Source organism: Streptomyces sp. SudanB182_2057, from assembly GCF_964272715.1.
GTDB classification, from domain to species: Bacteria; Actinomycetota; Actinomycetes; order Streptomycetales; family Streptomycetaceae; genus Streptomyces; species Streptomyces rubradiris.
The window spans coordinates 5,496,333-5,509,054 of the sequence record NZ_OZ186798.1; the positions used below are offsets into that span (position 1 = coordinate 5,496,333).

The window sequence follows — 12,722 nt, forward strand, 5'->3', positions numbered from 1 at the left end:
ACCCGTTTTTCCCGCCGGCCCCGGCCGGCGTGCGACCGTCCGTCGCCCCCGCACGGCTCCTCGGCCGACCGCGACGGACGGTCCACACATGAACCAAAAGGAGAGAAACCGCGATGATAGGCCTTGTGCTGGCGGCCGGCGCCGGACGGCGTCTGCGCCCCTACACCGACACGCTGCCCAAGGCACTGGTGCCGGTGGGGCCCGAGGGTGTGGAGGGCGAACCGACGGTCCTGGACCTGACGCTGGGCAACTTCGCCGAGATCGGGCTGACCGAGGTCGCGGTCATCGTCGGTTACCGCAAGGAGGCCGTCTACGCGCGCAAGGCGGCGCTGGAGGCGAAGTACGGCCTGAAGCTCACCCTGATCGACAACGACAAGGCCGAGGAGTGGAACAACGCCTACTCCCTGTGGTGCGGCCGGGACGCGCTGCGTGACGGGGTGATCCTCGCCAACGGTGACACCGTGCACCCGGTCTCCGTGGAGAAGACGCTGCTGGCCGCCCGGGGCGAGGGCAAGAAGATCATCCTCGCCGTGGACACGGTGAAGAAGCTGGCCGACGAGGAGATGAAGGTCGTCGTCGACCCCGCGCAGGGGATGACGAAGATCACCAAGCTGATGGACCCGGCGGAGGCCACCGGCGAGTACATCGGCGTCACCCTGATCGAGGGCGACGCGGCGCCGGAGCTGGCGGACGCGCTGAAGACGGTCTGGGAGACCGACCCGCAGCAGTTCTACGAGCACGGGTACCAGGAGCTGGTCGACCGCGGCTTCCGCATCGACGTGGCGCCGATCGGCGAGGTCGACTGGGTCGAGATCGACAACCACGACGACCTCGCCCGGGGACGGGAGATCGCGTGCCGGTACTGAGCCGGCTGATCCCCTCGCCGGTCGTCGTGGACATCCGCCCGGGTGCCCTCGACGGCCTGGCGGGCGTCCTCGCCGACCAGCGGATCTCTCCCTCGGGCCGGTTCGCCGTCGCGGTCAGCGGCGGCTCCGGGGCCCGGCTGCGCGAGCGGATCGCCCCGACGCTGCCCGGCGCCGCCTGGTACGAGGTCGGCGGCGGCACCCTGGACGACGCCATCCGGCTGGCCGACGAGATGAAGCCCGGCCGGTACGACGCGGTGGTGGGCATCGGCGGCGGCAAGGTCATCGACTGCGCGAAGTACGCGGCGGCGCGCATCGGGCTGCCGGTGGTCGCCGTCGCCACCAACCTCTCGCACGACGGCATCTGCTCGCCCGTGTCGATACTGGGCAACGACGCCGGCCGGGGTTCGTACGGCGTGCCCACGCCCATCGCGCTCCTCGTGGACCTCGCGGTGGTGCGGGAGGCGCCGATCCGCTTCGTGCGGTCGGGCATCGGCGACGCCCTGTCCAACATCTCCGCGGTCGCGGACTGGGAGCTGGCCCACCGGGTCAAGGGGGAGCGGATCGACGGCCTGGCCGCCGCCATGGCCCGCCAGGCCGGTGAGAGCGTGCTGCGCCACCCGGGCGGCTGCGGTGACGACGGGTTCCTCACCGTGCTCTCCGAGGCCCTCGTGCTCTCGGGCATCGCCATGTCGATCGCCGGTCACACCCGGCCCTCCTCGGGCGCCTGCCATGAGATCGGTCACGCGCTCGACCTGCTGTACCCGAAGCGGGCGGCGAGCCACGGCGAGCAGGTGGGCCTCGCGGCCGCCTTCGCCACGCATCTGCGGGGCGACCACGAGGGGGCCCGGCAGCTGGCCGGCGTGCTGCGCCGCCACGGGCTGCCCGTGCTGGCGCGGGACATCGGCTTCGGCGACGACGAGTTCGTCCGGGCCGTCCGCCTGGCCCCGGAGACCCGGCCGGGCCGCTACACCGTCCTGGAGCACCTGGAGCTGTCGCCGAAGGGCATCGAGGAGGCGTACGCGGAGTACGCCGCCGCGGTCGCGTCCTGAGCCGTGGCCCGGTTTGACCCCTCTGGCCGTGGCCCCGTACCCTGGACCGTCGGCGTGTCCATTGAACACGCCACATCCCCGTAAACCTCTTCCTCCCGGGCGACGCGGTTGGCCGGGAGAGGTCGTCTGTGGTGTTTCTGGGCGGCTGGCCTGCGGGGGTGCCGGTTCTTGAACGAGCGAAAGTGAGATCCGCGTGTACGCCATCGTGCGCAGCGGTGGTCGCCAGCACAAGGTTGCTGTCGGCGACATCGTTGAGGTTGACAAGATTTCCACCGCCAAGGTTGGCGACACGGTCGAGCTCTCGACCCTGCTCGTTGTCGACGGCGACTCCGTGACCAGCGACCCGTGGGTCCTGGCCGGCATCAAGGTCCAGGCCGAGGTCGTGGACCACCACAAGGGCCAGAAGATCGACATTCTGCGCTACAAGAACAAGACCGGTTACCGTCGTCGGCAGGGTCACCGCCAGCAGTACACGGCGATCAAGGTCACGTCGATCCCCACGGCTGCGAAGTAAGGGACTGAGGAGAAATGGCACACAAGAAGGGCGCATCGTCCACCCGGAACGGTCGCGACTCCAATGCCCAGCGGCTCGGCGTGAAGCGCTTCGGCGGTCAGGTCGTGAGCGCGGGCGAGATCCTGGTCCGCCAGCGCGGCACCCACTTCCACCCCGGCGCCGGTGTCGGCCGTGGCGGCGACGACACGCTGTTCGCCCTGCAGGCCGGTGCGGTGGAGTTCGGTACCCACCGCGGCCGCAAGGTCGTGAACATCGTTCCGGTCGCCTGAATCACCAGATCGTCTGATCGCCTGATTCAGCGCTGAACGCTTTCGCGAGGCGGACCTCACTTCCCGGGCGGGAAGGCGGGTCCGCCTTTCGCGTGTTAACACAGGTAAAACCCCGCTCGTCTTTTGGAGGCACCCCACCATGACCACCTTCGTGGACCGCGTCGAACTGCACGTCGCCGCGGGTAACGGAGGCCACGGCTGTGCCTCCGTCCACCGTGAGAAGTTCAAGCCGCTCGGCGGCCCCGACGGCGGCAACGGCGGCAGGGGCGGCGACGTCATCCTGACCGTCGACCAGTCGGTGACGACGCTGCTGGACTACCACCACTCCCCGCACCGCAAGGCCACCAACGGCAAGCCGGGCGAGGGCGGCAACCGCTCCGGCAAGGACGGCCAGGACCTGGTCCTGCCGGTGCCGGACGGCACGGTCGTCCTGGACAAGGCGGGCAACGTGCTCGCCGACCTGGTCGGCCACGGCACCTCGTACATCGCCGCGCAGGGCGGCCGGGGCGGCCTCGGCAACGCGGCGCTGGCCTCCGCCCGCCGCAAGGCGCCCGGCTTCGCGCTGCTCGGCGAGCCCGGCGACCTCCACGACATCGTCCTGGAGCTGAAGACGGTCGCGGACGTGGCCCTCGTCGGCTACCCGAGCGCCGGCAAGTCCTCGCTGATCTCCGTGCTCAGCGCGGCCAAGCCGAAGATCGCCGACTACCCGTTCACGACGCTGGTCCCGAACCTCGGCGTGGTGACCGCGGGCTCCACCGTCTACACCATCGCCGACGTGCCCGGTCTCATCCCCGGCGCCAGCCAGGGCCGCGGCCTCGGCCTGGAGTTCCTGCGGCACGTGGAGCGGTGCAGCGTGCTGGTGCACGTGCTGGACACCGCCACGCTGGAGTCCGACCGCGACCCGGTCTCCGACCTCGACGTCATCGAGGCCGAGCTGCGGGAGTACGGCGGCCTGGACAACCGGCCCCGCATCGTCGTCCTGAACAAGATCGACGTGCCGGACGGCAAGGACCTCGCCGAGATGGTCCGCCCCGACCTGGAGGCCCGCGGCTACCGCGTCTTCGAGGTGTCGGCGGTGGCCCACACCGGTCTGCGCGAGCTGACCTTCGCCCTCGGTGAGCTGGTCGCCAATGCGCGCGCGGCGAAGCCGAAGGAGGAGGCGACCCGGATCGTCATCCGGCCCAAGGCCGTGGACGACGCGGGCTTCACCGTCGTCCGCGAGGACACCGGCGGCGAGCCGCTGTTCCGGGTGCGCGGCGAGAAGCCCGAGCGCTGGGTCCGCCAGACCGACTTCAACAATGACGAGGCCGTCGGCTACCTCGCCGACCGGCTGAACCGTCTCGGTGTGGAGGAGCAGCTGATGAAGGCGGGCGCCCGCGCGGGCGACGGCGTCGCCATCGGCCCCGAGGAGAACGCGGTCGTCTTCGACTGGGAGCCGACCGTCATGTCCGGCGCGGAGATGCTCGGCCGCCGCGGCGAGGACCACCGCTTCGACGCGCCCCGCCCCGCGGCCCAGCGCCGCCGGGACAAGCAGGCCGAGCACGACGAGGCGCAGCGGGAGTTCGACGACTTCGAGCCGTTCTAAAGCGGTTCGAGCGGTGCCGGTCGTGGACCGGCGGGGGCGGTGACGCCCCGGGGCGGCGCCGAGCGGCGCCGCCCGTTCGCGTTCACGGGTGGCGGTGCCGCCAGCCCTGCCAGGCCGACTCGATCATGTCGTCCAGGTCGTGTTCGGCGCTCCAGCCGAGCTCGCGCCGGATGCGGTCGGCGGAGGCCACCACGCGGGCCGGGTCGCCGGGGCGGCGCTCGGTGACCTCGGGCCGCACGTCCTGGCGGCCGGTGACCTTCAGGATGCGGTCCACCATCTCGCGCACCGAGCTGCCCTCGCCGCGGCCGATGTTGAGGACCAGGGACGTGCCCGCCTCGGCGTCGGTGAGGCGGCGGGCGGCGGCCAGGTGCGCGCCGGCGATGTCCTGCACGTGGATGTAGTCGCGTACGCAGGTGCCGTCGGGCGTGGCGTAGTCGTCGCCGAAGATCCGCGGCGCCGCGCCGGCCTCCAGCCGCTCGAAGACCATGGGGATGAGGTTGAAGACACCGGTGTCGGAGAGCGCGGGCTCGGCCGCCCCGGCCACGTTGAAGTAGCGCAGGGAGGCGGCGCGCAGTCCGTGCGCCCGGGCGGCGGCGGAGATCAGCCACTCGCCGATCAGCTTGCTCTCGCCGTACGGGCTCATGGGCGCGCAGGGGGTGTCCTCGGTGACGAGGTCCACGTCCGGCATGCCGTACACCGCGGCGGAGGAGGAGAAGACGATGCGGTCGACGCCGGTGGCGGTCATGACCTCCAGCAGGGTCTGCAGGCCGGTGACGTTCTCCCGGTAGTAGTGCAGCGGCCGCTCGACGGACTCGCCCACCTGCTTCTTGGCCGCGATGTGCACCACGCCGGTCACCTGGTGGTCACGGATCGTCCGCTCCAGCTTGTCGGCGTCCAGCACGCTGCCGACGACGAGCGGGGTGCCCTCGGGCACGCGGTCGGCGCTGCCGGTGGAGAGGTCGTCGTAGACAATGGTCTCCTCACCACCCTGGATCAGGGTGCGTACCACGTGCGCACCGATATATCCGGCGCCACCAGTTACCAGCCAGCTCATCGTCACCTCTTCACAGCGGCGGTCAGTCTGTTCAGCCTGGCTCCCGGTCCCGGAAAAATCGAATCGGGCGAATCCGGGTCTATGCGGATCAATGCGGCAATGCCGTCGCGGTGACTGTCGGTAAGATGACAAGTGGCCCCGACGGAAACAACCTGTTAATCCTCTACGCTGATGGACGGTGTGCACTCGGGTCGGCGATGGCCGCATGTGCCGGCCGATCGCGTCGTCAAAGTCCGCCACGGAGACAGGTTGCTAAGGATGCCAAGGCTCTCTCTCGTCGTCCCCGTCTACAACGTGCAGGGCTACCTCGCAGAGTGCCTTGAGTCGGTCCTCCGGCAGGACTACCAGGACTTCGAGATCGTCGCCGTCGACGACCGCTCCCCGGACGGCTCCGGCGCCCTCCTGGACGAGTACGCCGCCCGGGACGATCGCATTCGTGTGATCCACCTCATGGAGAACGTGGGCCTCGGACGGGCGCGCAATGCCGCCCTGGAATCGGCGCGCGGCGACTACGTCCTGTTCCTGGACAGTGACGACACCTTGGCGCCGGGCGCGCTCGGCGCGATAGCGGAGCGGCTGACGGCCGCCGGTGATCCCGACGTACTGATCTACGACTACGTGCGCACCTACTGGGACGGCGAGATACGCCCGAACCAGAGAGCGGCCCTGCTCGCGGAGGCCGGCCCGGGGGTGTTCTCCCTCGCCGAGCGTCCGCAGCTGCTGAACCTGCTCCAGATCGTCTGCAACAAGGCCTACCGCCGGGAGTTCGTCGCCCGCGAGGGCCTCACCTTCCCGCCGGGCTACTACGAAGACGCCCTGTGGACGTTCCGCTCCCTGATCAGCGCCGAGCGCATCGCCGTGCTGGACCGTGTCTGCCTGCTGTACCGGCAGCGGCGCGAGGGCGGCAACATCCTCGCCACCGTCAGCCGCAAGCACTTCGACATCTTCGAGCAGTACCGCCGCGTCTTCGAGTTCCTCGACACCCGCGCGGACGCCGAGCAGTGGCGCGCGCCGCTGTTCCGCAAGATGGTCGACCACTACCTGGCGATCCTGGAGCGCCCCGGCCGGCTGCCGCGGGACGCGCGGGCCGAGTTCTTCCACCGCGCCGCCGCCGACTACCGGGCCCGGATGCCCGCCGGCTTCCGCAAGCCGGCCGGTTCCCGCGGCAAGAAGTACGCGCTGCTGGAGCGCGACGCCTACGCCGGCCTGGTGGGCGCCAAGGCCGTCGTGAAGCTCCGCGCCAAGGCGACCGGCTACGCGCGCACCACCCTCGGCCGCACCAGACGCACCGCGCTGAGCCTCGACTACCGGCACCAGCTGAGACTGCCGCTCGACGAGAACCTGGCGGTGTTCTCCTCCTACGGCGGCAGCGGCGTGTCCTGCAACCCGGCGGCCATCGACGCCGAGCTCGCCCGCCGCGCCCCCCACGTCCGCCGGGTGTGGGCCGTCCGCCCGGACGCCGTGGACCAGGTGCCCGAGGGCGTCGACGTCGTCCGGACCGGGTCGCGCGAGTACTGGGCCGCCCTCGCCCGCGCCACCTATCTGGTCAGCAACACGAACTTCCCGGACGCCGTGGTGCGCCGGCCGGGCCAGATCCATGTGCAGACCCACCACGGCACCCCGCTGAAGACCATGGGGCTGGACCGGCGGCAGTACCCGGCCGCGGCGGGCACCGACTTCGCCGCGCTGCTGCGGCGCAGCGACCGCTGGAACTTCAGCCTCGTCTCCAACCACTTCTCCAGCGCCGTGTGGCAGCGGGCGTACCCCTGCTCGTACACCTCCCTGGCCACCGGCTACCCGCGCAACGACGTCCTGCTCAACTCCACCGCCGAGGACGTGCGCGAGGCCCGTCGCGAACTCGGACTGGGCGAGCGCGTGACGGCCTTCCTGTACATGCCGACGCGCCGCGAGTACCGGCCCGGCTTCGAGCCGCGGCTGGACCTGGTGAGGCTGGCCGGGCGGCTCGGGCCGGACGCGGTGCTGCTCGTGCGGGTCCACCCCGACGACCGCCGGGCCGAGCGGCCGGCCGCGTGGCGCTCGGCGGACCGGATCATCGATGTGTCCGACCACCCCGCGGTCGAGCGTCTCTACCTCGCCGCCGACTGCCTGGTCACGGACTACTCCTCGGCGATGTTCGACTACGCCAACCTGGACCGGCCGATCGTCGTCCACGCCGACGACTGGGAGACCTACTCCGTCGTGCGCGGCACGTACTTCGACGTGCGCACCGAGGGGCCGGGGGCGGTGGCCGCCACCGAGGAGGAACTGGCCGAAGTACTCTGTTCCGGCGCCTGGCGCGGGGAGCGGGCCGCCCGGGCACGCGACCGGTTCCGTCGCCGCTTCTGCGACTTCGACGACGGTCGTGCGGCGGAGCGTGTGGTACGCCACATCTTCCTCGGAGAGGAACTCGGGGATCTGCCGCCGGTCGTCCCACTGGACGAGCGGACCCCCGCCCCGCCGCCGGAGCCGTCCCGCGACGCGTCGGCCCTGATATCCACCCACACGAGCCAGAGGTAGCCGCTGCAGTGTCCCAGCAACCCGACACAACGCCCGACATCAGCGTCGTCGTCATCGTCTACAACGACGCGGCACGCCTTCCGACCGCCGTGCAGTCGGTCCTGGACCAGACGCTGCGCAATGTCGAGGTCATCATCGCCGATGACTGCTCCACCGACGGCTCCTTCGAGGTCGCGCAGCAGCTGGCCGCCCGCTCGGACCGGGTGCGCGCCATCCAGCTGCCGGAGAACAGCGGCGGCTGCGGCGAGCCGCGCAACCAGGGCATCGCCGTCGCCCGCGGCCGTTACGTGATGTTCCTGGACAGCGACGACACCCTGGAGCTGAACGCCTGCCGCAACATGCTCGACGCCGCCGAGAGCACGGGGGCCGACCTGGTCTCCGGGCTCTGCCTGCGCGTCCACACGGACAGCCGCAACGGCAAGAAGGTCAAGTGGTACCCGTGGCTCTACCGGGAGACCCGCACCTTCGACTCGGTCGCCGAGATACCGGACCTGATGGTCTTCGACACCCTGTCGACGAACAAGTGCTACCGGCGTGAGTTCCTGCTGGACAGCGGCCTGACCTTCCCCAAGGGCATCCACTACGAGGACCTGCTCTTCTCCGCGCAGGCCTACCTGGCCGCCTCCCGGATCACCCTGATCCCGAACACGGTCTACCACTGGAACGTCGTGGAGAAGGCCGCCGCCAAGTCGATCAGCAACCGGCGCCACGAGATCAACAACTTCGCCGACCGCGTGGAGATCCACCGCCGGATCGACCGCGTCCTCGACGAGATGGGCCAGACGGAGCTGAAGCTCCACAAGGACCGCAAGTTCCTCAAGCACGACCTCGTGCTGTACCTGCGCGACCTGCCCTTCCTGGACGACGACTACCGCCACCGGTTCGCCGAGCTGGCCCGCGGTTACATCCAGGGCTTCTCCCCGGAGGCCTACGAGGAGCTGTCCCCGGTCCACCGGCTCTGCGCCTACCTGCTGCTGCAGGAGGACTGGAAGAACCTCACCCCGGCGATCGACACCCTCATCAACCCGCGCAAGGTCTCCAGCCCGCTGGCCGAGCGCGACGGCCGGGTCTACTGGTGCGCGGAGCACCTCGACGACCCGCTGGCCCGCAAGATCCTCGACGTGACCGACCTCGGCTACCACACCCGGCCGGTCCAGCGCATGTGGCTGCGCAACCAGGTGACCTCCTACGCGGAGAACCCCGCGGGCATCAAGGTGTCCGGCGCGGTCGTCAACCCGCTCGGGGTGATCCCGCCGGGGGCGGAGCTGAAGGCCGAGCTGGAGTTCCGCGCCCGCCGCCGGAGCCTGCAGACGTTCCGCTTCCCGGTGCAGAGCCTCCAGCACGAGGGCGAGTCGGTGGCGTGGCAGGCCACCGTGCCCCTGGCGGCGAAGTTCCGCCCCCTCGGCATCGTCGACGAAGTGTGGGACGTACGCCTCTACCTGACCGTCGACGGCGTCCAGGCCACCAGCCGGCTCACCGTCGGCCAGACCGCGCTGGAGGACGCCGGCGTGGTCCGGGTCCGTCCCCGGCTCGGCCGGATGACGGCCGACCGCCTCGTGCCGCACGCCTCGGCCAAGGGCCACCTGGCCTTCCGGCTCGCCCAGCACGGCACGCTCGCCCAGCGCACCACGACGCTGGTGCGGCGCAACCTGCAGAGCCCGCCCGCCGCGATGGCCAAGAAGATGGTGCGCAAGGCCGTCAAGGCGCGCAAGGACCTGCACTCCGGCCCGCGGAAGATCGAGACCTACCACCGCATGATCCGGCTGCTGCCGGTCCGCAAGGGCACGGTCGTCTTCGAGAGCCACCTCGGCAAGCAGTACAGCGACAGCCCGCGGGCCATCTACGAGGAGATGCGCCGCCGCAACGTGCCCTTCCACGCCATCTGGTCCTACGCCGGTGAGCGTCCCACGGGCTTCCCGGACGACGTCGAACTGGTGCGCCGCTGGTCCTGGCCCTACCTCAGGGCGCTGGCACAGGCCGAGTTCTGGGTCGACAACCAGGGCTTCCCGCTGAAGCTGAACAAGCGCCCGGAGACCACGTACATCCAGACCTGGCACGGCTCCGCCCTGAAGCGGATGGGATTCGACGAGCCGAAGTACCGCATCAAGCCGGAGCACGAGCAGCGCGCCTACCAGGAGGCGATCGACCGGTTCGACTACTTCGTGGTGCGCGGCCGGCACGACGAGCGGACCCTCGCCCCGGCCTACCGGATCACCGAGGACAGGCTCCTGCGCACCGGCTACCCGCGCAACGACGCGCTCGTCCGGGCCAAGGACGCCGGCACCCTCGACCCGGCGGCCCGGGAGCTCGCCGAGCGCCTCGGCATCCGCCTGGACCGCCCGGTGGTGCTGTACGCCCCGACGTTCCGGGAGCAGAACGGCAAGGTCAAGAAGTTCGAGTTCCCGTTCGACGTCGACGAGTTCGCCGACCGCTTCGGCGACCGCTTCACCCTGCTGGTGCGGACGCACTACCTGAACAACGTCACGCTGCCGCCCTCCGTGGCGGGCCGGGTCGTCAACGTCAGCGGCGAGCCGGACATCACCCCGGTCATGCTGCTCGCGGACGCGCTCATCACCGACTACTCCTCGGTGATGTTCGACTACGCGCTGCTCCAGCGCCCCATGGTGTTCTTCACCTACGACTGGGAGGAGTACGTCGACAACAGCCGCGGGACGTACTTCGACCTGTCGCAGGAGGCCCCCGGTCCCGTCGTCCACACGGCGGAGGACCTCTTCGGCGTCCTGGAGGGCCTGGACACCCTCGCTTCCGAACAGGAGGCGCGCCTCAAGGAATTCGTGGCCCAGTACGGCGAGTACGACCGCGGCGACGCCGCCGCCCAGATCGTCGATCGCTTCTTCGGAAACCGGGGAGACGCCCGATGACACAGCGTGACATCATTTTCGTGGCCAACGAGGTCAACGAACTCGGCGGAGTGGCCCGTTGGCAGGCGCTGATGGCCGAACTGTTCGCCGCGGAGGGCCACCGGGTCACCATCGTCGGCATCGCGCCGCCCGAGGTGCCCATGGACCTCGGCGACAACCCGCCCTTCACCACCGTGACGCTCTACGACGAGCGTCCGCGCGGCCGCTGGCAGGCCCGCGGCCTGCTGGACCGGGCCAACCTCCCGGCCCGGCGCCGCGAGGCCGCGCGCGAGGAGAGCATGCGGGCGGCCGCCGACCGGCTGTCCGCGATCTTCCGGGCCGCCCGGCCCGGGGCGATGATCATCGTGACCCAGGTGTGGGCCATGGAGTGGGTCGCGCTCGCGGACACCGCGGGCCACCCGGTCATCGGCATGAGCCACGAGTCGTACGAGTACTCGCGCGGCTCCTCCCGCTTCGGGCGCGTCGAGCGGTACTACAAGAACGTCGACCGCCTGCTGCTGCTGACCCGCGAGGACGCCGACCTGTGGATCGGCCGGGGCATGAACAACGTCGGGTACATGCCCAACCCGCTGCCGATGATGCCGGAGGTCCCCTCCGAGCGCACCGAGAAGGTGGTCGCGAGCATCGGCCGGCTGGGGCACCAGAAGGGCATCGACATGCTCCTGGACGTGTGGGCGGAAGCGGCGCCGAAGCACCCCGACTGGCTCCTGAGGATCTACGGCTCCGGCCCCGACGAGGAGGCGCTGCGCGCCCAGTGCACCCGGCTCGGCCTGGACGACCGGGTGGAGTGGGCCGGCCAGACGGACGACGTCGCCGGCGCGCTGCGCGGGGCGTCGGTGTTCGTCCAGTCCTCCCGGGGCGAGGGCTTCCCGCTGGCTCTGCTGGAGGCGATGGCCTGCGCGGTGCCGTGCGCGGCCTTCGACTGCGCGCCGGGCGTGCGCGAGATCGTCCGCGACGAGGAGGACGGCCTCCTGGCCCGCCCCGGAAACGTGCCCGAACTCGCCCAGAAGCTCGGCCGGCTGATGGAGGACGCCGAACTCCGCGACCGGATGGGCGAGCTGGCCCGGAAGAACGTCCAGCGGTACTCGCCGAAGGTCATCCGTGACCGGTGGGAGGAACTGTTCAGGTTCCTGGAGCGCTGACGGCCTCAGGCACGACGGAAGGGCCGGCCCGTGACGGGCCGGCCCTTCCGCCGTAGTCGGCGGGGGTGGTGCCGGGCCCGGGGCGGCTCACGCCTTCAGGTCCTCCCGGTCGCCCATCACCACGACGGGGTGCGCCTTCGGGTCGAGCGTGCGCAGCAGGTACCGCATGTCCGACGCGGACTGGCTGACGCACGCCGAGGTCCCGCCGCCGTGGTCCACGTGCAGCCAGATGCCGCCGCCCTTCGACTGCCCCAGCGGCCGGGTCGGATCGTTGGGCGCGGTGCCCTTCACGCGGTTGTAGTCGATGGCGATGACGTAGTCGAAGTCGTGCCAGGACGACTTCTTCCAGTAGTGGGGCGCCTGGAAGGCCGCGGACCTGGTGTAGGGCAGCCTGGCGTCCGGCGCGGCGTTCACCCCGCCCGCGTCGGTCAGCGTGAACACGCCCACCGGACTGCGCTGGTCCCCCTCGTGGTGGTCCGTCGTCCAGCCTCTCCGGCCGTTGTGCCCGGACCAGGAACGCTCCTGCTTCCACACCGAGCCGTGCTTGCCGAAGAGGGCGACGGCCGAGTCGGGGGAGTTCCTGCCCGCGCCGTACACGACGACCACCTGACGGGAGTCCGCCGGTATCCGGTCCCACAGCCGGTCCCCGACACCGGGGATCCGCTTCGACGGCGTGTGCCGTGGCCGCGTGTCGTCCGTCCGGGCGTGAGCGGCCGGCTTGCCGTGGCCCGAAGTCCCGCACCCCGCGAGGGAGATGACGGCCAGCGCACCACAGACCGCCCCCACGGCGGCACGCCTCGAACCCGTCGCACATGTCGAACCCGTTTGCCGCATGGGCCCCATG

At 70.8% G+C, this 12,722-nt stretch carries 10 protein-coding genes; 8 read left to right on the forward strand and 2 right to left on the reverse strand.

Annotation, left to right across the window (positions count from 1 at the left end; translation table 11 throughout):
- Positions 1-113 precede the first annotated feature (113 nt).
- From ACSURM_RS24245 to obgE, 5 genes are all read left to right on the forward strand, one after another.
- Complete coding sequence (locus tag ACSURM_RS24245; RefSeq protein ID WP_436957875.1) at positions 114-866, forward strand: sugar phosphate nucleotidyltransferase; 753 nt, start codon at positions 114-116, stop codon at positions 864-866.
- Entirely contained in the window at positions 854-1,915 is a 1,062-nt protein-coding gene (locus ACSURM_RS24250) for an iron-containing alcohol dehydrogenase family protein (protein WP_436957876.1), read from the forward strand. The genes ACSURM_RS24245 and ACSURM_RS24250 overlap by 13 nt, the downstream gene beginning before the upstream one ends.
- A 193-nt stretch (positions 1,916-2,108) precedes the next feature.
- Complete coding sequence (gene rplU / locus ACSURM_RS24255) at positions 2,109-2,429, forward strand: 50S ribosomal protein L21 (protein WP_028422127.1); 321 nt, start codon at positions 2,109-2,111, stop codon at positions 2,427-2,429.
- A 14-nt stretch (positions 2,430-2,443) separates the two neighbouring features.
- Positions 2,444-2,698 carry a 50S ribosomal protein L27 gene (gene rpmA / locus ACSURM_RS24260; RefSeq protein ID WP_030605064.1) on the forward strand — a complete coding sequence of 85 codons (255 nt, stop codon included), beginning with the start codon at positions 2,444-2,446 and terminating at the stop codon, positions 2,696-2,698.
- A 139-nt stretch (positions 2,699-2,837) separates the two neighbouring features.
- Positions 2,838-4,283: a GTPase ObgE gene (gene obgE, locus ACSURM_RS24265; protein ID WP_436957877.1), complete on the forward strand. Its 1,446-nt coding sequence runs from the start codon at positions 2,838-2,840 to the stop codon at positions 4,281-4,283.
- Between the two features lie 82 nt (positions 4,284-4,365).
- Here the strand turns inward: obgE and galE are convergent, their stop codons facing one another.
- A complete protein-coding gene (gene galE / locus ACSURM_RS24270; protein ID WP_436957878.1) occupies positions 4,366-5,337 on the reverse strand; it encodes a UDP-glucose 4-epimerase GalE in 972 nt (323 codons plus the stop codon).
- A gap of 258 nt (positions 5,338-5,595) precedes the next feature.
- Here galE and ACSURM_RS24275 point away from each other — a divergent pair, with 258 nt between their 5' ends.
- The 3 genes from ACSURM_RS24275 to ACSURM_RS24285 are packed head-to-tail and all read left to right on the forward strand — an operon-like array spanning position 5,596 to position 11,878.
- Complete coding sequence (locus tag ACSURM_RS24275; protein ID WP_436957879.1) at positions 5,596-7,854, forward strand: bifunctional glycosyltransferase/CDP-glycerol:glycerophosphate glycerophosphotransferase; 2,259 nt, start codon at positions 5,596-5,598, stop codon at positions 7,852-7,854.
- An 8-nt stretch (positions 7,855-7,862) separates the two neighbouring features.
- On the forward strand, positions 7,863-10,736 hold the full coding sequence (locus ACSURM_RS24280; RefSeq protein WP_436957880.1) for a bifunctional glycosyltransferase/CDP-glycerol:glycerophosphate glycerophosphotransferase: 2,874 nt from the start codon (positions 7,863-7,865) through the stop codon (positions 10,734-10,736).
- Entirely contained in the window at positions 10,733-11,878 is a 1,146-nt protein-coding gene (locus ACSURM_RS24285; protein ID WP_436957881.1) for a glycosyltransferase family 4 protein, read from the forward strand. Before ACSURM_RS24280 ends, ACSURM_RS24285 begins: the two co-directional genes overlap by 4 nt.
- An 87-nt stretch (positions 11,879-11,965) precedes the next feature.
- Here the strand turns inward: ACSURM_RS24285 and ACSURM_RS24290 are convergent, their stop codons facing one another.
- Positions 11,966-12,721, reverse strand: coding sequence for a hypothetical protein (locus ACSURM_RS24290; protein ID WP_436957882.1), 756 nt, complete (start codon positions 12,719-12,721; stop codon positions 11,966-11,968).
- Position 12,722 lies beyond the last annotated feature (1 nt).

What these genes read in the sequence shown, in the direction of transcription:
- ACSURM_RS24245 (WP_436957875.1), top strand. Translation starts at nt 114, where the DNA reads ATGATAGGCCTTGTGCTGGCGGCCGGCGCCGGACGGCGTCTGCGCCCC.
- rpmA (WP_030605064.1), top strand. Translation starts at nt 2,444, where the DNA reads ATGGCACACAAGAAGGGCGCATCGTCCACCCGGAACGGTCGCGACTCC.
- obgE (WP_436957877.1), top strand. Translation starts at nt 2,838, where the DNA reads ATGACCACCTTCGTGGACCGCGTCGAACTGCACGTCGCCGCGGGTAAC.
- galE (WP_436957878.1), bottom strand. Translation starts at nt 5,337, where the DNA reads ATGAGCTGGCTGGTAACTGGTGGCGCCGGATATATCGGTGCGCACGTG.
- ACSURM_RS24275 (WP_436957879.1), top strand. Translation starts at nt 5,596, where the DNA reads ATGCCAAGGCTCTCTCTCGTCGTCCCCGTCTACAACGTGCAGGGCTAC.
- ACSURM_RS24285 (WP_436957881.1), top strand. Translation starts at nt 10,733, where the DNA reads ATGACACAGCGTGACATCATTTTCGTGGCCAACGAGGTCAACGAACTC.
- ACSURM_RS24290 (WP_436957882.1), bottom strand. Translation starts at nt 12,721, where the DNA reads ATGGGGCCCATGCGGCAAACGGGTTCGACATGTGCGACGGGTTCGAGG.